Source organism: Ruegeria sp. BB5, from assembly GCF_056539405.1.
The window spans coordinates 1-17,559 of record NZ_JBQFUX010000002.1 but is presented as its reverse complement, the minus strand read 5'-3'; the positions used below and the strand labels follow the sequence as shown (position 1 = coordinate 17,559).

17 protein-coding genes are annotated in these 17,559 nt (G+C 57.2%); 8 read left to right on the top strand and 9 right to left on the bottom strand.

Features of this window, described 5'->3' with window-relative positions; translation table 11 throughout:
- Nucleotides 1–5 precede the first annotated feature (5 nt).
- Together msrA and msrB are read right to left on the bottom strand one after the other, a co-directional pair.
- Nucleotides 6–515: a peptide-methionine (S)-S-oxide reductase MsrA gene (gene msrA / locus ACR0DL_RS08075; protein ID WP_170349476.1), complete on the bottom strand. Its 510-nt coding sequence runs from the start codon at nt 513–515 to the stop codon at nt 6–8.
- Nucleotides 512–961, bottom strand: coding sequence for a peptide-methionine (R)-S-oxide reductase MsrB (msrB, locus tag ACR0DL_RS08070; RefSeq protein ID WP_170349474.1), 450 nt, complete (start codon nt 959–961; stop codon nt 512–514). The genes msrA and msrB overlap by 4 nt, the downstream gene beginning before the upstream one ends.
- A gap of 142 nt (nt 962–1,103) precedes the next feature.
- Here msrB and ACR0DL_RS08065 point away from each other — a divergent pair, with 142 nt between their 5' ends.
- A complete protein-coding gene (locus tag ACR0DL_RS08065; protein ID WP_480688518.1) occupies nt 1,104–1,625 on the top strand; it encodes a glutathione peroxidase in 522 nt (173 codons plus the stop codon).
- Here ACR0DL_RS08065 and ACR0DL_RS08060 read toward each other — a convergent pair.
- A complete protein-coding gene (locus ACR0DL_RS08060; RefSeq protein ID WP_480688516.1) occupies nt 1,601–2,488 on the bottom strand; it encodes a DMT family transporter in 888 nt (295 codons plus the stop codon). The genes ACR0DL_RS08065 and ACR0DL_RS08060 overlap by 25 nt on opposite strands.
- A gap of 182 nt (nt 2,489–2,670) precedes the next feature.
- On the opposite strand from ACR0DL_RS08060, the gene ACR0DL_RS08055 reads away from it, so the two are divergent.
- The 3 genes from ACR0DL_RS08055 to ACR0DL_RS08045 all read left to right on the top strand — a co-directional run bounded on the left by ACR0DL_RS08055 (nt 2,671) and on the right by ACR0DL_RS08045 (nt 4,769).
- Nucleotides 2,671–3,867: a BCCT family transporter gene (locus ACR0DL_RS08055; RefSeq protein WP_170349838.1), complete on the top strand. Its 1,197-nt coding sequence runs from the start codon at nt 2,671–2,673 to the stop codon at nt 3,865–3,867.
- Between the two features lie 145 nt (nt 3,868–4,012).
- Complete coding sequence (locus ACR0DL_RS08050) at nt 4,013–4,366, top strand: hypothetical protein (RefSeq protein ID WP_480688514.1); 354 nt, start codon at nt 4,013–4,015, stop codon at nt 4,364–4,366.
- A gap of 169 nt (nt 4,367–4,535) precedes the next feature.
- Complete coding sequence (locus ACR0DL_RS08045) at nt 4,536–4,769, top strand: hypothetical protein (RefSeq protein WP_170349469.1); 234 nt, start codon at nt 4,536–4,538, stop codon at nt 4,767–4,769.
- A 59-nt stretch (nt 4,770–4,828) separates the two neighbouring features.
- Here the strand turns inward: ACR0DL_RS08045 and ACR0DL_RS08040 are convergent, their stop codons facing one another.
- The 4 genes from ACR0DL_RS08040 to ACR0DL_RS08025 form a co-directional block, all read right to left on the bottom strand.
- Nucleotides 4,829–5,116, bottom strand: a complete 288-nt coding sequence (locus ACR0DL_RS08040) for an HU family DNA-binding protein (protein WP_170349467.1) — start codon at nt 5,114–5,116, stop codon at nt 4,829–4,831.
- Nucleotides 5,117–5,246: 130 nt separating this feature from the next.
- Nucleotides 5,247–6,710, bottom strand: a complete 1,464-nt coding sequence (locus ACR0DL_RS08035; RefSeq protein WP_170349465.1) for an AMP nucleosidase — start codon at nt 6,708–6,710, stop codon at nt 5,247–5,249.
- Nucleotides 6,707–8,509 (bottom strand): adenine deaminase, encoded by a 1,803-nt coding sequence (gene ade, locus ACR0DL_RS08030; RefSeq protein ID WP_480688512.1) that lies wholly within the window; start codon nt 8,507–8,509, stop codon nt 6,707–6,709. The genes ACR0DL_RS08035 and ade overlap by 4 nt, the downstream gene beginning before the upstream one ends.
- A 144-nt stretch (nt 8,510–8,653) precedes the next feature.
- Nucleotides 8,654–9,529, bottom strand: a complete 876-nt coding sequence (locus ACR0DL_RS08025; protein WP_480688510.1) for a LysR family transcriptional regulator — start codon at nt 9,527–9,529, stop codon at nt 8,654–8,656.
- A 116-nt stretch (nt 9,530–9,645) separates the two neighbouring features.
- Between ACR0DL_RS08025 and ACR0DL_RS08020 the strand changes: the two genes are divergently transcribed.
- On the top strand, nt 9,646–10,401 hold the full coding sequence (locus ACR0DL_RS08020) for a class II aldolase and adducin N-terminal domain-containing protein (RefSeq protein WP_480688508.1): 756 nt from the start codon (nt 9,646–9,648) through the stop codon (nt 10,399–10,401).
- Nucleotides 10,402–10,412: 11 nt separating this feature from the next.
- A complete protein-coding gene (locus ACR0DL_RS08015) occupies nt 10,413–11,402 on the top strand; it encodes a sterol desaturase family protein (protein ID WP_425081168.1) in 990 nt (329 codons plus the stop codon).
- Between the two features lie 4 nt (nt 11,403–11,406).
- Here ACR0DL_RS08015 and ACR0DL_RS08010 read toward each other — a convergent pair whose 3' ends face one another.
- Nucleotides 11,407–12,039, bottom strand: coding sequence for a class I SAM-dependent DNA methyltransferase (locus ACR0DL_RS08010; protein ID WP_170349455.1), 633 nt, complete (start codon nt 12,037–12,039; stop codon nt 11,407–11,409).
- A 90-nt stretch (nt 12,040–12,129) separates the two neighbouring features.
- Here ACR0DL_RS08010 and ACR0DL_RS08005 point away from each other — a divergent pair, with 90 nt between their 5' ends.
- Nucleotides 12,130–12,975, top strand: coding sequence for an SDR family oxidoreductase (locus ACR0DL_RS08005; RefSeq protein WP_480688506.1), 846 nt, complete (start codon nt 12,130–12,132; stop codon nt 12,973–12,975).
- A gap of 3 nt (nt 12,976–12,978) precedes the next feature.
- On the opposite strand, the gene ACR0DL_RS08000 is transcribed toward ACR0DL_RS08005, so the two are convergent.
- Nucleotides 12,979–14,595 (bottom strand): GMC family oxidoreductase, encoded by a 1,617-nt coding sequence (locus ACR0DL_RS08000; RefSeq protein ID WP_480688504.1) that lies wholly within the window; start codon nt 14,593–14,595, stop codon nt 12,979–12,981.
- Nucleotides 14,596–14,992: 397 nt separating this feature from the next.
- Here ACR0DL_RS08000 and katG point away from each other — a divergent pair, with 397 nt between their 5' ends.
- The gene (gene katG / locus ACR0DL_RS07995; RefSeq protein ID WP_480688502.1) at nt 14,993–17,194 is read left to right on the top strand and encodes a catalase/peroxidase HPI; all 2,202 of its coding nucleotides are present in this window, start codon (nt 14,993–14,995) and stop codon (nt 17,192–17,194) included.
- The last annotated feature ends 365 nt before the right edge of the window (nt 17,195–17,559 follow it).

The following is a 17,559-nucleotide window of genomic DNA, read 5'->3' as shown; positions in this document are numbered from 1 at the left end:
CCGTATTATTCAGCCGCGTCGCGTTTGGGCAGAACCCACCCCGCGCGCGGGAAGTGGCAAGTGTAACCGTTTGGGATACGTTCCAGGTAATCCTGATGTTCGGGCTCGGCGTCCCAGAAATCACTGACGGGCTCGACCTCGGTCACCACTTTGCCGGGCCACAGACCGCTGGCATTCACATCGGCGATCGTATCCAGCGCCACTTGTTTTTGCTCGTCATCGACAAAATAGATGGCCGAGCGATAGCTCATCCCGCGATCATTGCCCTGACGGTTCGGCGTGGTCGGGTCGTGGATCTGAAAGAAAAACTCCAGCAATTCGCGATAGGTTATCTTGGCTGGATCGAAAAAGATCTCAATCCCTTCGGCATGGGTGCCGTGATTGCGATAGGTGGCATTGGGCACGTCACCGCCAGTATAGCCAACGCGCGTGCGCGACACGCCCGGCAATTTGCGGATCAGGTCTTGCATGCCCCAGAAACAGCCCCCGGCAAGAACGGCGCGTTGTTCGGTCATTTGATGTCCTCCACATGGATCAGGTACTCGCCATAACCTTCGGCCTCCATCTCATCGCGATGAATGAATCTCAAGGCGGCAGAGTTGATGCAGTAGCGCAACCCGCCATGTTCACGCGGGCCGTCCGGGAACACATGCCCCAGATGGCTGTCGCCATGTTTCGAGCGGACTTCGGTGCGGATCATGCCATGGGTGGCGTCGTGAAACTCCTCCACATGCTCATGGATGATGGGCTTTGTGAAACTGGGCCAGCCGCAACCGGATTCGTATTTGTGGGTCGAGGCGAACAACGGCTCACCCGAGACGATGTCCACGTAAATACCCGGTTCCTTGTTGCTCAGGTATTTGCCGGTTCCCGGGCGCTCAGTTCCGCTGCGCTGCGTGACGTGGAACTCTTCGGGCGACAATGCCGCGATGGCTTCGGGGGATTTAGTGAATTGGGTCATGGGTCCTCCGGTCATTAAACTTGTGGCATAATCTGGGGGCAGGGGTGCAGAATTCAAAGCCCTATTTCAGTGTTCTCGCGCAGTCGTGCAGGTGATCTGCAATCGGTTTCCATACGTAATGAGAGCAAAGGGAGGGTATGTAATGATCAGAATGCTTCTACTAACGGCTTTGATAATGCTTGGTCGCGCCGTTCAGGCCGCGCCGTTGGGCGGAGAATTCGCGTCAATCGATGGTGGCACCATTTCGATCGCAGATTGGAGGGGACAACCGATTCTTGTCGTTAACACTGCGTCACACTGCGGATTTACCGGCCAATATGAAGCTCTGCAAAAGGTGCATGAGGTTTATTCTAACCGCGGACTTGTGGTTTTGGCCGTGCCGTCAGACTCGTTCAATCAGGAGTTAGGGTCTGCTGAAGAAGTCCGGCAGTTCTGCGAGTTGAATTATGGACTAACATTGCCAATGACGGATATTACGCCGGTCAGGGGTGCCGATGCCCATCCATTTTACAAGGAGGTAAAGGCGCAAACCGGGTTTGAGCCTGGTTGGAATTTTAACAAAATATTGCTCGATCCCAAAGGGGAAGTCGTCGTTACATATGGTGCAAATGTGAAACCGGACTCACCAAAGCTGCTGCGTCAGGTCGAGGCTTTATTGCCCTGAGCAGGTTGGCGGGAAAGCTGCACTGCTAAAATGCCCAGTGTCGTGATCCCAACCCCGACAGCATCCAGCGGGCCTAGCTTTTCACCCAATAGAATAGCGGCGATGGTAACGCCGAAGACCGGGTTGAGGAAATGGAAGGTCGCCGCGCGGGTGGCTCCGATCCGGTCCAGCAGCAGAACCCAGATTAGCGTGGCCAACAGGCCCGGGAACAAAGTGGTATAGGTGAAGGCCATCGCCAGGGGCACGGTTGGGTGGATAAAGATCGTCTCGAATATGGGGGCGGCAACAAACAGAACGGCTGAGCCCACAAGCATCTGCAATCCGACTACCATCATGAAATTGCCGCCCGATGTGGCGCCGCGAATGGTCAGTGTGGCAAAAGTCAGCGCCAGCGCCCCGATACAACACAAAGCCACACCAAACAGGTCGAGGCCACCGCCGATACGGGTGCTCATGATCAGGGCGACGCCAGCAAATCCGGCGATCAGACCCAGCACCGCAACCGGGCGCAGCTTTTCACCCAAAAACAACCATCCGACCAAAGCGACCAGTAACGGCATGGTGGACGCGATTATAGCCGCCACCGAGGCTTCGACTGTTTGCATCGCATGGAAATTCAGACCCAAATAAAGGGCATTCTGGCAAATTCCGAACAGAATTGTAGCGCGCCACTGGGATCGGGTCAGGTGCCAGCTTTGCCCCATGGCCCGTGCGATAGCCACGCCTATCAATCCCGATATCAAGAACCGCAGTGCCAGCGAGAACAGAGGCGACGCATCGGCAACGATGATCCGGGCTGAGGTGAAAGCCGAGGACCAGATAAAAGCAAAAACCAGCCCCATGGCGATGGCGCGCAGATCCATTGAGCATCCCCCAGTCAGAACGCGGCGACTGTTTCCGAATTTCTATCAGGCCGCAAGCGCCCCTTGCCAAAAAACCACACGTTTGGGGCAAGCGTGAAAACTGCGACGTTTTTATTGATTGACTGGCCAATTAAAGATAAATGCAAAAAATCTGGCTGATTATGGGAGGTTTGTCAGTGCTTCTGGAATACATTCTGTCTTTTGGCGTCCTATTGGCTTTGGGCCTGGTCGCTTTCTTCGTAGTGAAATGGTGGAATCTGCGCTGCGTCGGCGTGACGCCTGTCCATCTGTTCACCTTCATCGCGATCCTGTTCACATCCGGTCTGGATGTCGGCCTGATCATGTTCCCGCTGACCGAGTTCGGCGGTTATGCCGAAGATCCAGCCTATGCCTTTGCCAATCCGCTGGCGATCGAGTTCGGGTTCTGGGGCTTTCTGATCTGGGCCTTCTATTTCCTGACCGCTTTCTACTTCTGCGTGATCGAACCGCGGGTCAAGTTCTTTGAGATCCCGCTGGTCAAGCTGATCAACAACGTGGTCATCATCGGCACCTGCGCCTTTACCGCCAGCCTGTTCCTGATCTACCTGCCCGGCTACCTGCCCGAGGTCGGAGACGGCGAATCCGTGGTCACCACCTTCTATGTTATCGTATTTGTGGTCATTCTGGCGGCGGCCTATTCGTCGACCGACCTGAAATACGTGCGTATCCTTTCGGTGGGCTCGACCTTTCTGTTTCTGGCGCTGATCCTCGGCATGTGGGTTGCAGCTGGCATGGGCTTTACCGGTTTTGCGGAAACCAGCAGCAATATCGGGGCCTATTTCGCCAACCTGCACAAATTCGTCCTGCCGCTGACCGACTATCACGCCTTCTACCTGTTCTGGTGGTTTGCGTGGTCGATCATGATTGGCCAGTTCACCTCGCGCTTTGTGGGTGGGTTGAAGACCTGGCAATTGCTGGCGGCGCTGCTGATCTTCCCGTCGATCCCGTTGGCGATCTGGTTCACCGTTCTCTACTACTACCACCTGAACGGCATCAGCACCGCAGGCATCACCAACATCGCGATGGTGATTGTGGGCGTGACCTTCGTGATCAACTCGCTGGACTCGCTGATTAGGCTCTACACTGACAACCTGAACATGACGGTCGAGCGGTTCGGCAAGGCGATTTATGTCGCAGGCAATGTCGTGCTGCTGTTCGTGCTGACCCTGTTGTTCCAGAGCCAGTGGTTGCAGATCCAATGGATCGGAGCGGTCGTCGTCGGCCTGTACCTGGCCTGCGTGGTCTATATCCTGATCGCCAAGCGCAAAGAGGTACTGAGCATCGATTCGATGCCCGAAGACCGCGATCTGGATTTCCACAAGGTTGAGACGGTTCACTGATCAACTTTGGCGATTAACCAAACAACGGGCGCCAAGGCGCCCGTTGTTTCCATCGGAAAAGCAGGCAGTTTTCGCAGCTCTGCAGAGTAAGATTATGGCTTTGCGTCGGCTTGCGAAATCAATTGTGTATCCGTAGCTTAAGATTATGAAAAGAATAATTCTTTTACTGCTATTCTCATTGCTTGCCTTTGCTTTTGCTTATCAGTCCTATCGATTGGCGGCTATTGAGAGCCTGAGCGGTCGACAAACTTCCTACATTCGTTTGATTGATGAAACCGCGAAAGTTGGCTGTTTGAAAAAGCACGCTTTCGTCGAGGTTTTAACATCAAAAAACTTGCACCACTGGGTTATTGACGCCGAAAGTTCTTTAGTAAGTAGTGAAAAGCTTCCAGATGAAACAGCTTTGATAGAAGTCTTATTGAGGCCAAATCCCTTCCTTGCGCCTCCAGTTTTCACGAGGTTTTATTTTGACGAGGCGGATTGCTGGTTGCCAATTTAAGTTTTTAACAGGGTTTTGATCTTTGGGCCGAAAGAACTCATCGCAATCGAAATTGCTTCTAGTCGCTAGGTGCAAAAAAAGCGCCCAAAATATCGGAAAGAAACAACGCATAAGAGTTGTTGAAGAGCTATGAAGCCCTACCTCTTCTGTAAGGGTGATAGGAAACTTCATGCTGGAAGAAAAACGCAAAGATCTGGACTCGGAAAAACAGAAGAAACTGCTGTTTAGGCTTGTGGATGAACTCAGCCGGTCTTCGCCGGATTTGTACTATCGCTCGACCAGTGAAATTGCCGCGTATCTCGAGGCATACATTCGCAAAGGGGCAAAACTGTCTGCTGATGACAGGGCTTTGATGACCCGCCTCAACCGCCGCGATTTGGAAGTGCTGCTAAGCTTGCACTGAGACAAAGAAAAAGGGCCCCCAAACGGCGGCCCTCAATCGCTTGTCCGTATAGGCTGGGATCAGCCGTTCACGCTGTCTTTCAGAGCCTTCGCGATGGTCATCTTGACCACCTTGTCGGCCTCTTTCTTGAACTGCTCGCCGGTGGCGGGGTTGCGCACCATGCGTTCGGGGCGCTCGCGGCAGTAGATTTTGCCAACACCGGGCAGGGTTACCGCACCACCAGCCGACACTTCGCGGGTGATCAGGCCGGTCACGGCCTCAAGCGCAGCGTTTGCAGCTTTCTTGTCGGTTCCCATTTCCTCAGCGAGAGCAGCAACCAGCTGAGTCTTTGTCATAGGCTTTGCCATTTCTTGGTCTCCTTAACGTGCCCGATAAATAGGGCCTCACCGCGTAACTGTAACGGGATATTGTGGGCGAACACAACGAATAGTAGCGTCGAAAACCCTAAAAATAGGGGGATTTCGTTGCTTTTTTGCTTCAGAGAAAGGCCGTTTCGTCAAATGAACGCAATTTCCGGCTGTGCAGACGCTCTAACGGCATGCCGCGCAGGTGTTCCATCGCACGGATTCCAATCGCCAGATGGCGGCTGACCTGAGTGGTATAGAACGCCGACGCCATGCCGGGAAGCTTTAATTCACCATGCAGCGGTTTGTCGGACACACACAGCAATGTGCCGTATGGAACCCGGAACCGATAGCCATTGGCGGCGATGGTGGCGCTTTCCATATCCAGCGCAATCGCGCGGGATTGGCTGAGGCGTTGGACTGGGCCGGACTGGTCGCGCAGTTCCCAGTTGCGGTTGTCGACCGAGGCGACGGTACCTGTCCGCATAATCCGCTTGAGTTCATAGCCTTCCAGTTCGGTGACTTCGGCCACGGCGCGTTCCAACGCGACCTGAACCTCGGCCAGGGGCGGGATCGGCACCCAGACGGGCAGGTCGTCGTCCAGTACCTTGTCTTCGCGTAGATAGGCATGGGCCAGCACGAAATCCCCCAATGCCTGGGTGTTCCGTAACCCGGCGCAATGGCCCACCATCAGCCAGGCATGCGGGCGCAGGACGGCAATATGGTCGGTGGCTGTTTTGGCGTTCGACGGCCCCACCCCGATATTGACCAGAGTAATCCCGGACCCATCCTCGCGTTTGAGGTGATAGGTCGGCATTTGCGGCAGTTTCAGGGGTTGGTCCAATGTGCCATCTGGCGAGGTGATCTCGACATTTCCGGTTGAAACAAAGCTTGTATAGCCGCTTTCCGGATCGGCCAGCTGTGATCGGGCATAGTTTTCGAATTCGGACACATAGAACTGGTAGTTGGTGAACAACACGTGGTTCTGGAAATGGCTGGGATCGGTCGCCGTATAATGCGCCAGCCGTGCCAGCGAATAATCCACCCGTTGCGCGGTGAACAAGGCCAGCGGGCCGTGATCCCCTTCGTGATCATGAACCCCGTTAACGATGTCATCATTGGTTGTTGTCAGATCCGGCACGTCGAACACATCGCGCAGCGTAAACCCGGCTGCTCCCTGATGCGGAACCACCAGGTCGGGATTGTTAGCGACGGCAAAATGCACCGGGATCGGCGTGTCCGACGCGCCGATGGACACAGGTTGGCCGTGGTTGCGGATCAAAAGGGCGATCTGCTGCGTCAGGTAGGACCGGAACAAATCGGGCCGTGTCACCGTGGTGGCATGGGTGCCGGGTTCAGAGACGTGACCAAAGCTAAGCCGGCTGTCGACCTGAGCATAGGTCGCCGTTTTGATGCGAATTTCCGGGTAATAGGCTCTGAATCGTTCGGGCGGTGCCTCCCCTTCTATTGCCTTTGCAAAGCTGTCGCAGAGGAACTGGGTCGCCTGATCGTAAATCTCTTCCAGACGAGCCACCGCCGCCGCGGGGTCGGTGAACTTCTCGGGTGTAGGAACGTCGGGTGTTCTGATTATTGTCATGCAAGGGGTTCCAAAAGGTCGATCTTTTCAAAGGTCCGCACATCCACCAGCCCAAGGTCTGAAATCCTCAATTCGGGAATCACGACTAAGGCCAGCAGCGAGTGCTGCATATACGCGTTGTTCAACTGGCAGCCGCAGGCCTGCATCGCCGCGACCATCTGTTCTGCTTTCGCCGCCACTTCAGTCGCTGGGCTATCCGACATCAGGCCTGCAATGGGCAGTTCCACCAGTGCCAGTTCCGCGCCATCGCGGAATATAGTGATGCCGCCCCCCACCTCGGCCAAACGGTTTGCTGCCAGTGCCATCTGGTCACGGTCGGTGCCGACAACGATCATGTGGTGACTGTCATGCGCCACAGTCGAAGCCATCGCCATTTTGCCTTGATATCCAAAGCCCGAGACAAAGGCGTTTGTCACCCCCCCGGTGGCGCGGTGGCGCTCGACCAGCGCGATCTGGCAGACCTCGCCTTCGCCTTCGACCAACCCGCCGATGATTGGCAGCTCGCATTTCAGCGCCTTTGTGGGGGCCTGATTTTCCACAACGCCAATCACATTGGCCTGCACACGATTGGCACCTGCGGGGGCATTGATTTCGAAATCCGCACCGGTCAGTGCGTGCCCCAAATGTACGGTGTCGCGCGCAGTACCCGGCCAGTTCAGATGCGGGCAATCTACTGAAATTGCGCCCTTTTCGGCGGCAATCTGACCGCGGGCAATGACCATCTCGATGGGCAGCTCGGTCAGGTCCGAGCTGAGAATAATATCCGCTCGCCGTCCCGGAGTGATCGAACCGATCTCACGCTCCAACCCGAAATGGGTGGCCGTGTTGATCGTTGCCATCTGCAAGGCCACCAGCGGATCGCAACCACAAGCAATTGCATGGCGCACAACCCGATTCATGTGTCCGTCATTGACCAGGGTGCCGGAATGACAATCATCGGTACACAGGATGAAATTGCGCGGGTCCAATCCTTTATTGGTGACCGCTGTGATCTGGCTTTCCACATCAAACCAAGCCGAGCCCAGCCGCATCATCGACCGCATGCCCTGCCGCACGCGGGCAATGGCATCGGCCTCGCAAGTGCCTTCGTGATCATCCGCTGGTCCGCCGGCCACATATGCTGCAAAATCAGGCCCTAAATCAGGCGAAGCGTAATGCCCACCGACTGTTTTCCCGGCTCGCTGAGTCGCCGCGATTTCAGCCAGCATCTTCGGATCGCCGTGAATAACGCCGGGGAAATTCATCATCTCGCCCAGCCCGATGATGCCCGGCCAGTTCATGGCCTCTGCCACATCCTCAGCAGTAATTTCATAACCTGTGGTCTCAAGCCCCGGTGCCGACGGCGCACATGACGGCATCTGCGTGAAGATGTTCACCGGCTGCATCAGCGCCTCATCATGCATCATGCGCACGCCGTCTAGCCCCAGCACATTCGCAATCTCATGCGGGTCGGTGAACATCGAGGTGGTGCCATGCGGAATCACCGCACGGGCAAACTCAGCCGGGGTCAACATCCCCGATTCGATATGCATATGGGCGTCGCACAGTCCCGGCAGCATATAGCGACCATGTGCTTCGATGATCTGCGTGTCGGGGCCAATGCAATGGGACGCGTCGGACCCAACATACGCGATGCGCCCGGCGGCAATGGCAATGTCGTGATCGGGTAGGGTTTCGCGGCTATGTACATTCACCCAAGTGCCGCCGCGAATGACCAAATTCGCGGCCTCCCGTCCCGCGGCAACGGCAATCAATTTAGGGGCGACATCGGGCCAGCTTGGGAAAGGTGTGTATTCCATGGCTCAACTTTCCTGAATGCAGAGAAAGGTTCAACCCCCACCGTACAGCTGTCATGAAACCGTCACGCAGCGCGTCAGCGCTGCCGGACCCAACAAGAGGAAGTGCCGCACAGCGGCAGTGACGATGGGCGGGAGTACCCCTTATCAAGGCTGCGCGTCTGCCTCCATCTCGCGGCGCAACCAATCTGCAAAGGCCAGCGCCCCCGGGGTTTCTTCGGCTTGGGGTGACAATAACAGGTAATAGGCTTCGGGCATTGGAGCGCGATGGGCAAAGGGGGCCACAAGCCGCCCCTGTTCGATCAAGCCGCGTGCAATAGTGTCGTGGGTCAGGCATAGCCCCCCGCCTGCCATCGCGACGGACAGGCTGACCAAATAGGTTGTCGAGTAAGTGATGGGCGGATTTCCCCAAATTAGAGCCTGTTCTTCGGCCCAATTTGCCCAGTTTGACAGCAGATTCGAACAATCGAACAACGGCTGTAGTTGCAGCGTGTCCAGCGTCACTTCATAGCCCGGCGCACAGACTGGGTAATAATGATCGGTCCGCAGCAATTCCGTTCGCACCGTATCGGATGGGCGCAGAGAAAATCGGATTTCCACGGCGGCCCCTTCGGCCATCTCCTGCGGCTCCCATAATTCGGTAAAAATGTTCAGTTGGACTTCTGGGTGTGCCTCGCGGAATTGCGGCAGGCGCGGGGCCAGCCAATTGACGGCAAATGTGATGTTGCTTTGCACCTGAACGGCGTTTTGCTGCGCGCCTGTGACGGCGTGCGTGCCGCGGACCAGCGTTCGAAACGCCTCACGCACCACCGGCAGATAGGTGATGCCGGCCTCGGTCAGTTCCAGCGCGCGCGGGCGGCGCAGGAACAGGGGCTGGCCCAGATATCCCTCCAACGATTTGATCTGCTGGCTGACCGCGCTTTGGGTCATGTTCAGGTCGCGGGCAGCGCCGGTGAAGGACAAGTGGCGCGCAGCGGCTTCAAACGTGCGTAACCACCCCAGCGGAGGAAGCTGTTTCTGCATTCGCATAATCCTGCCATTAGCTCAACTTATGAATTAGGACTGTTTTTTTCGTTGGTCAATTTTTTAAAGCGCAGGCAGGCTTTTCCGCAGCCCCAACCACCCTATCGGAGCCCGCAATGACTGTCACAAACCTGCGCCCCAATATCGACCACTGGGAGGACCGCGTAGATCTTGCCGCCACCTTTCGTTGGACAGAACGTCTGAACATGCATGAAGGCGTCGCCAATCATTTCAGTCTGGCAGTGAATGAAGATGGCAGGCAGTTTCTGATGAATGCCAATCAGATGCATTTTGCCCGTATCAAGGCCTCGAATCTGTTGCTGCTGGATGCCAATGACCCGGACGTCATGTCCCAGCCCGGTGCGCCTGACCCAACCGCGTGGGGATTGCATGGGTCGATCCACCGCCACTGCCCGCATGCGCGCTGTGTGATGCATGTGCATTCGATCTTTGCCACCGTTCTGGCCTCGCTGGCCGACAGTCGCCTGCCGCCGATCGATCAGAATACGGCCACCTTCTACAATCGCTATGTGGTGGATAACGAATTTGGTGGTCTGGCCTTTGAAAGTGAAGGTGAGCGCTGCGCGTCAATGCTGTCGGATCCGCAGAAGAAGGTCATGATCATGGGCAACCATGGCGTGTTGGTGATCGGAAGTGATCCCGCGGATGCGTTCAACCGGTTGTACTATTTCGAACGCGCGGCCGAAACGTATATCCGTGCGCTGCAAACCGGCCAGCCGTTGCGCGTGTTGTCGGATGAGATTGCCGAAAAGACGGCACAGGAACTGGACGAGTATCCCGACCAGGCCGATGCGCATCTGCGTGAAATCAAGGCTCTGCTGGATGCCGATGGCTCAGACTACGCCTCATAAAGGGTAATGCTATGACTGATTCCACTCAGGACCCCGAAGCCGCCCGCTGGAATTACCACCCCGAGGGGCCAGTGGGATTGAACCCGTTGTTCAACTGGCCCCCGCGCCCCGCTGCCGTGCTGAAATGGTACAGCGGTGCCTGGTTGCAGATCACGTCGCTGACGCTGTGCTTGGTGCTGGCGGTGACAGCCTATGCGCTCTTTTTCCCAGGGTTAGAGACGATGAAGAGCTTCGCACCCGGCTGGATGTTCCGCATTTGGCTGCTGAACATGGTGCCTCAGATTCTAATTGCGGGTGGTCTGCACTGGTGGCTGTACATGCGCAAAGGGCAGGGCATGTACAAGAAGTTTGATCGCCGCGACCTGACCCGCAGCAACGGCACGTTCACCTTTCGCAACCAGGTTTGGGACAATATCTGGTGGACGCTGGGCAGCGCGATGACAGTCGCGACAGTGTATCAGTGGATCATCTACTGGGCGATGGCGAACGGCTATGTGCCGACCGTAACTTGGGCCAGCGCGCCGGTCTGGTGCGTGGTTTGGCTGGCATTCATCCCGATGTGGTCGGGATTGCATTTTTACTGGGTGCATCGGCTGGAACATCACCCCAAGCTGTATAAACACGTGCATGCCGTGCATCACCGCAACGTAAATACGGGGCCGTGGTCAGGCATTTCAAACCATTGGTTCGAAAACATCCTGTACTTCACCACCTACTTCATCCACTTGATCGTGCCCTCGCATCCGCTGCACCTGCTGTTCCATGCCTATTTCCAACAGGTCAGCCCGGTCCTGTCGCATTCCGGATTTGAAAAGCTGCGTGCCCGGGAAACCGATGCCGCCCGCGCAGGGGACTTCTTCCACCAGCTGCATCATCGGTATTTCGAGTGCAACTACGGCACCTCTGAGATTCCGTTCGACAAGTGGTTTGGCACCTATCACGACGGGTCGGCCGAGGCGACGACGCGGACGCGCGCTTTCAAAAAGCAGATGTATACCTGAAAGGTCAGCTCCGCTCGAACAAGGCGATCAGTGCGGTGTCATCTTTGTTGGGGCCTGCGGCGAGGTCCCCATAGATTCGCACCTCAGGCAGGGTCAGGTTTCGAATCTGGCCCTGCGCCATTTTATGCAAGGTTTCGGCAAAGCCCATTTTCTCATAGTGTTTTGCGTTGATCGACAGGGCGAACTGAGCGCCTGGGCGGGCGATGCGCAGCAGGGCGGGCAGGGCCTCGGGGCCAAGATGGCCATGGGTGAAAGTGCCCGAGGATACGATACCCGCATAGCTGTCGCGCGGGACCGGGATACCCTGGTTCAGGTCTGCCTCAATCGCATCGCGGTAGATATCCTTGCGCATGGCCTGATCCAGCATCTCGGCGCTGATATCCGTGGCGTCAATTGGCCCGACGCCCAGACCGGCCAGAACCGCACCGCACAATCCTGTGCCGGCACCCACATCCAGAACCGGGCCTTGCCCACCCGCGCTCACAAAGGCACGGGCCGTGTGGATGTGCAGTTGATAGTCTTCCAGCGCGGCAAAGGAATCGTCATAGTCCCCGGCCCACTCGGCATAGAGCCGTTTGTGTTCTTCCGGTGAGTCCAGGGCATAGGCAGCGTGCAGATTGGGCGTTTTGTCACTCATACCCAAAAGAAAGGCGCATTGAGGGATTCGAATCAAGTATTCCGGCGCAATTGCTTGCATCCGCCGGGATTGCGGATCATCTAAGGCGCCATGACAGGAACTCTTTTTTCGTTCGGCCACGGATATTCGGCGCAAGCCTTGTCCCTGCTACTGAATCCACAAGGCTGGCGCATCTGCGGCACCACACGCGACCCGGCCCAATCCCCCGCTATTCGCGCATCCGGAGCAGACCCGCTGGTCTGGCCAGGGCAGGTGCCGAATCTGGACGTGGTGACGCATTTGCTGATTTCGACGGCGCCGAAAGCGGACGGAGACCCGGTGCTGGCTGCCCTGCAAGATGAGATTTCTGCGCGGGCTGCGCAGTTTGAATGGGTGGGATACCTGTCGACGACCGCAGTCTATGGCGATCATCAAGGCGCATGGGTGGATGAAACTACCCCGCCTGCGCCCACGGCTGAGCGTGGCAGATGGCGGGTGAAGGCCGAACAGCAGTGGATGAGCATCCCTGATCTGCCCACACATATTTTCCGGCTGGCGGGCATCTATGGTCCCGGTCGCGGTCCGTTTTCCAAGCTCAAGCGGGCGGGGATGCGGCGTATTATCAAGCCCGGTCAGGTGTTTTCGCGCATTCACGTCGCGGATATCGCACAGGTTCTGGCCGCCTCGATGGCCGCGCCCAACCCTGGTGCCATATATAACGTCTGCGATGATGAACCGGTGCCACCGCAGGACGTGATCGCCTATGCCGCTGAGCTGCAGGGCCTGCCCTTACCGCCAGAGGTGCCGTTCGACGAGGCTGATCTGACCCCCATGGCCCGCAGTTTCTATAACGAGAATAAGCGGGTCAGGAATGACCGGATCAAGGACGAACTGGGTGTACGACTGCTTTATCCTGATTACCGCACGGGACTTGAGGCCCTGATGAAAGACGCCTGACGCTCAGCAATCGGCCTTGATCAGATCGGCGGCCTTTTCGGCAATCATGATGGTGGGCGCATTGGTGTTCCCGGACACCAGTGTCGGCATAACCGAGGCGTCGATCACGCGCAGCGCATCGATACCACGTACGCGCAATTCCAAGTCGACCACGGCCATGTCATCCAAACCCATTTTGCAGGTCCCGACCGGGTGATAGATCGTGTCAGCGCGATCGCGGATGTGGTTTTCCCAATCGGCATCGGTTTGCGCGGTTTCGGTTCCGAACATTTCCTTGTGCCGATACTTCTCCAGCGCCGGGGCCTGAATGATGTCACGCGTCATCCGCGCGCCCTTGATCAGCGTTTCCAGATCACGGTCGTCAGACAGGAACGCTGGATCAATGGCAGGGGCGGCGAATGGGTCGGCGCTGTGCAGCCCCACCGTGCCCCGGCTTTCGGGACGCAATTTGCAGACGTGACAAGTAAAGCCGTGACCGTAATGCAGTTTGCGGGCGTGATCGTCGACCAAGGCAATGGTGAAATGCAGTTGAATATCAGGCCGATCCAGATCAGGCGATGTTTTCAGAAAAGCCGCCCCTTCGGCAAACGGCGTGGCCGCCATTGAAACGCCGGTCTTGCGCCAACGCAGCAGGTGCCGCAGCAGGTTCACCGATGCGGTCGCCCCGATCCCGAAATTGTCAGTGTCTTTTGTTTTGTAGGACAGAATGAAATCTAGGTGATCCTGCAGGTTCTGGCCAACGCCGGGCAGGTTATGGCGCACCGTGATGCCGTGTCGGGCAAGGTCCGCGCCATCCCCAATTCCTGAAAGTTGCAGCAATTGCGGAGATTTGAGCGCACCGGCACAAATCAGCACTTCTCGTCTGGCCGTAACCGCGATGTCGGACCCTTTGCCATTTTTCTTGTAGATCACGCCGCTCGCGCGCTTGCCGTCGAATGTCAGCTCTTTTGCCACTGCATGAGTGATGACTTTAAGGTTCGGGCGGTCTATCACCGGAAAGACATAGGCCGCAGCTGCTGAACAACGCTCTCCATTTCGGGCCGGATCGTGAAATTGGGTCACTTGGTACAGGCCGACCCCCTCATTGTCGCCACGGTTAAAGTCATGCGTGCGGCGGTGCTGCAATTGTTCGGCTGCGCGGATGAAATCATGAGTGATCGGGCGCGGCTCTTTTTGGTGTGAAACCTGAACCGGACCGCTGTCACCATGCAGATCATCGGCTCCGTCCTCATTATTCTCGGATCGTTTGAAATAGGGTAGCACGCTCTCCCAATCCCAGCCGGTGCAGCCCAGATCGGACCAGCCGTCATAGTCCTGACGCTGCCCCCGTATGTAAAGCATCGCATTGATGGCACTGGACCCACCCAGTGCCTTGCCGCGCGGCTGATACCCCCGGCGTCCGTTCAGGCCCGGCTGCGGCACGGTCTCGAACGCCCAGTTGTTGATCTTTGGCCGCCCGGGCAGGGCAGCGACCACGGCCGAGGGCATACGGACCAGAATACTGTCGCCACGACCGCCGGCCTCAAGCAGGCAAACGCGGGTGTTTGGGTCGGCGCTGAGGCGATTGGCCAGTACCGATCCCGCGGACCCGCCGCCAACGATGACGTAGTCGAATTCCATCTTGACTCCCTCAGTGCCGGATCGGGCATGGCTATGCCTGTAACCTTCCGTGGGTCTGACTGTGGCGCAGCGGTCGAAAAAAACAATTGGCGCTATTGGGATGTGACCCAAGGTTATTTTGTGGTGCTGCCGGTGAACGGGTCGTAACGCAGTGGACTATGAAAATATCATAATCATTTCCTATCACATTCATCATTAAACAAAACTTTTATGCATGATTTTGATTTGCTACTTCTGGTGGTGACAAGACCAAAGAGTCGCCGATCCCCCCGAGCGAAAAACGCGTGCCCCTGGGCGCGCGTTAAGGGCGGGTAAAGGTGTTATCTGCATGGGTTCTTGATCGACCAAGTTTGAACCGTGCGAACCTGCCGGAAATTAGCCAGGAATGGAGATCGATATGGATGGAAGTGATAACCCCAAAACGGGCGGATGCCCGGTGATGCATGGCGCCGGAACCCGGTCAAACCGGGATTGGTGGCCCAACCAACTGAACCTGTCGATCCTACACCAGCATGCGCCCGCGTCGAACCCGCTTGGGGGCGACTATAATTACGCGGAAGAGTTCAAGAAGCTGGACATGAAGGCGCTGAAGGAAGACCTGTACGCGCTGATGACGGATTCTCAGGATTGGTGGCCGGCGGATTACGGTCATTACGGTGGGCTGTTCATCCGGATGGCTTGGCACAGCGCCGGAACGTACCGGACCGCAGATGGCCGTGGTGGCGCGTCGACCGGCAACCAACGCTTTGCGCCGCTGAACAGCTGGCCGGACAACGGCAACCTGGACAAGGCGCGCCGTCTACTGTGGCCAATCAAACAGAAATACGGCAATCAGATTTCCTGGGCAGATCTGATTATTTTGGCCGGTAACTGCGCCATCGAATCGATGGGTGGCAAGACCTTTGGCTTTGCCGGTGGCCGCGAAGACATCTGGGCACCCGAAGAAGACATCTATTGGGGTACGGAAACGGAATGGCTCGCTCCGACAGACAATCCTCACAGCCGCTATTCAGGCGAGCGTGATCTGGAAAACCCGCTGGCCGCCGTGCAGATGGGCCTGATCTATGTGAACCCCGAGGGCCCCGACGGGCAGCCTGATGCGTTGGCCTCTGGTCGTGACATCCGCGACACGTTTGGTCGGATGGCAATGAATGACGAAGAGACAGTCGCATTGGTCGCGGGTGGTCACACCTTTGGCAAGGCACACGGCGCAGGTGATCCCGATCTGGTTGGTCCGGAACCCGAGGCTGCGCCGATCGAGGAAATGGGCCTTGGCTGGATAAACAAGTTCGGTTCGGGCAAGGGTGACGACACCACCACCAGCGGGATCGAAGGGGCGTGGACCGCGAACCCGATCCAATGGGACAATGGCTATTTCGACCTGCTGTTCGGCTATGACTGGAACCTGACCAAAAGCCCCTCGGGCGCCTGGATCTGGGAACCGGTCGGCGTGAAAGAAGAAGATATGGCCCCTGCGGCGCATGATCCGTCGAAAAAGGTCAAGACAATGATGACAACGGCGGACATGGCGATGCGCATGGACCCGATCTATGGCCCGATCTCAAAGCGGTTCCACGAGAACCCGGAAGAGTTCGCGGACGCCTTTGCCCGTGCCTGGTTCAAGCTGACCCACCGCGATATGGGCCCGCGCTCGAACTATATCGGTGATGAGGCCCCGACCGAAGAGTTGCTGTGGCAGGACAATGTACCGGCCGTGGATCACGACCTGATCGACGACACGGATGCGGCTGACCTGAAGAGCAAGATTCTGGCAGCCGGCCTGTCGGTCTCTGAACTGGTGTCGACCGCCTGGGCTTCGGCCTCGACATTCCGCGGGTCGGACAAGCGCGGCGGAGCCAATGGCGCCCGCATCCGTCTTGCGCCGCAGAAAGACTGGGACGTGAACGAACCGATGAAGCTGTCCAAAGCGCTGGATGCGTTGGAAGGCGTTCAGAAAGCGTTTAACGATGCGCAGTCGGGCAACAAACGGGTCTCTTTGGCCGATGTGATCGTTCTGGGCGGTGCAGCCGGTATTGAACAGGCCGCCAAAGCGGCGGGTCATGAGGTTCAGGTACCGTTCGCCCCGGGCCGCACAGATGCGACGCAGGATCAGACGGATGTCGAGTCGTTCTCGGTGATGGAGCCAATTGCAGACGGCTTCCGGAACTACCAAAAGTCCGACTACAGCGTATCGCCCGAAGAGCTGTTGATCGACCGGGCGCAGCTACTGGCTCTGTCAGCCCCGGAAATGACGGCGCTGGTTGGCGGGCTTCGGGTAATGGGCGCAACGTTCGGCGACACAACACATGGTGTGTTCACTGACAACGTCGGCACGCTCAGCACCGATTTCTTTACCAACCTGCTGGACATGGGTACCGAGTGGAAGCCTGCGGGCAACGGCGTCTATGAAGGCCGCGACCGCGCCAGCGGGGCGGTCAAGTGGACCGGCACGCGTATTGATCTGGTCTTTGGGTCGAACTCGCAACTGCGGGCGCTGGCCGAGATCTACGGTCAGGCTGATGCCGGGGGCAAATTCGTCTGCGACTTTGTTTCGGCCTGGAACAAGGTGATGAACGCGGATCGCTTCGATCTGTCGTAAACACGCGACTAACGTAATGATTGCGCCGTCCGAAGAGACTCGGGCGGCGTTTTCTTTGGCCCAGCCCCGGGCGCATACCAAGCATTGGGTACGATTCCGCCCATAGACCAACCCTTCCCCCAATTTCAGTAGCCTGCAAGCGGGTTTTTCCACGAATTGTTAAGGTAACTTATTGATTTCATTAAGATGGGTAAGTTTCTGCGGGGAAAAGCGAAGTTTTTTCAAAATGGGGGTTGCAGGTCCCAGACCTAATCCGTAAATACCCCTTCACCGGCGCTGCTGAGGCGGTGTTGGGACGCTGGAGACGGCGGAGACGCTCAGGAGAGACTGGGGGCATCTTGAGGGATTTGTTAGGCGGGCGCGCT

Excerpts from the sequence above, each read along its gene's own strand:
- msrA (WP_170349476.1), bottom strand. The coding sequence starts at position 515 with ATGACCGAACAACGCGCCGTTCTTGCCGGGGGCTGTTTCTGGGGCATG.
- msrB (WP_170349474.1), bottom strand. The coding sequence starts at position 961 with ATGACCCAATTCACTAAATCCCCCGAAGCCATCGCGGCATTGTCGCCC.
- ACR0DL_RS08065 (WP_480688518.1), top strand. The coding sequence starts at position 1,104 with ATGATCAGAATGCTTCTACTAACGGCTTTGATAATGCTTGGTCGCGCC.
- ACR0DL_RS08060 (WP_480688516.1), bottom strand. The coding sequence starts at position 2,488 with ATGGATCTGCGCGCCATCGCCATGGGGCTGGTTTTTGCTTTTATCTGG.
- ACR0DL_RS08050 (WP_480688514.1), top strand. The coding sequence starts at position 4,013 with ATGAAAAGAATAATTCTTTTACTGCTATTCTCATTGCTTGCCTTTGCT.
- ACR0DL_RS08045 (WP_170349469.1), top strand. The coding sequence starts at position 4,536 with ATGCTGGAAGAAAAACGCAAAGATCTGGACTCGGAAAAACAGAAGAAA.
- ACR0DL_RS08040 (WP_170349467.1), bottom strand. The coding sequence starts at position 5,116 with ATGGCAAAGCCTATGACAAAGACTCAGCTGGTTGCTGCTCTCGCTGAG.
- ACR0DL_RS08035 (WP_170349465.1), bottom strand. The coding sequence starts at position 6,710 with ATGACAATAATCAGAACACCCGACGTTCCTACACCCGAGAAGTTCACC.
- ade (WP_480688512.1), bottom strand. The coding sequence starts at position 8,509 with ATGGAATACACACCTTTCCCAAGCTGGCCCGATGTCGCCCCTAAATTG.
- ACR0DL_RS08025 (WP_480688510.1), bottom strand. The coding sequence starts at position 9,529 with ATGCAGAAACAGCTTCCTCCGCTGGGGTGGTTACGCACGTTTGAAGCC.
- ACR0DL_RS08020 (WP_480688508.1), top strand. The coding sequence starts at position 9,646 with ATGACTGTCACAAACCTGCGCCCCAATATCGACCACTGGGAGGACCGC.
- ACR0DL_RS08015 (WP_425081168.1), top strand. The coding sequence starts at position 10,413 with ATGACTGATTCCACTCAGGACCCCGAAGCCGCCCGCTGGAATTACCAC.
- ACR0DL_RS08010 (WP_170349455.1), bottom strand. The coding sequence starts at position 12,039 with ATGAGTGACAAAACGCCCAATCTGCACGCTGCCTATGCCCTGGACTCA.
- ACR0DL_RS08005 (WP_480688506.1), top strand. The coding sequence starts at position 12,130 with ATGACAGGAACTCTTTTTTCGTTCGGCCACGGATATTCGGCGCAAGCC.
- ACR0DL_RS08000 (WP_480688504.1), bottom strand. The coding sequence starts at position 14,595 with ATGGAATTCGACTACGTCATCGTTGGCGGCGGGTCCGCGGGATCGGTA.
- katG (WP_480688502.1), top strand. The coding sequence starts at position 14,993 with ATGGATGGAAGTGATAACCCCAAAACGGGCGGATGCCCGGTGATGCAT.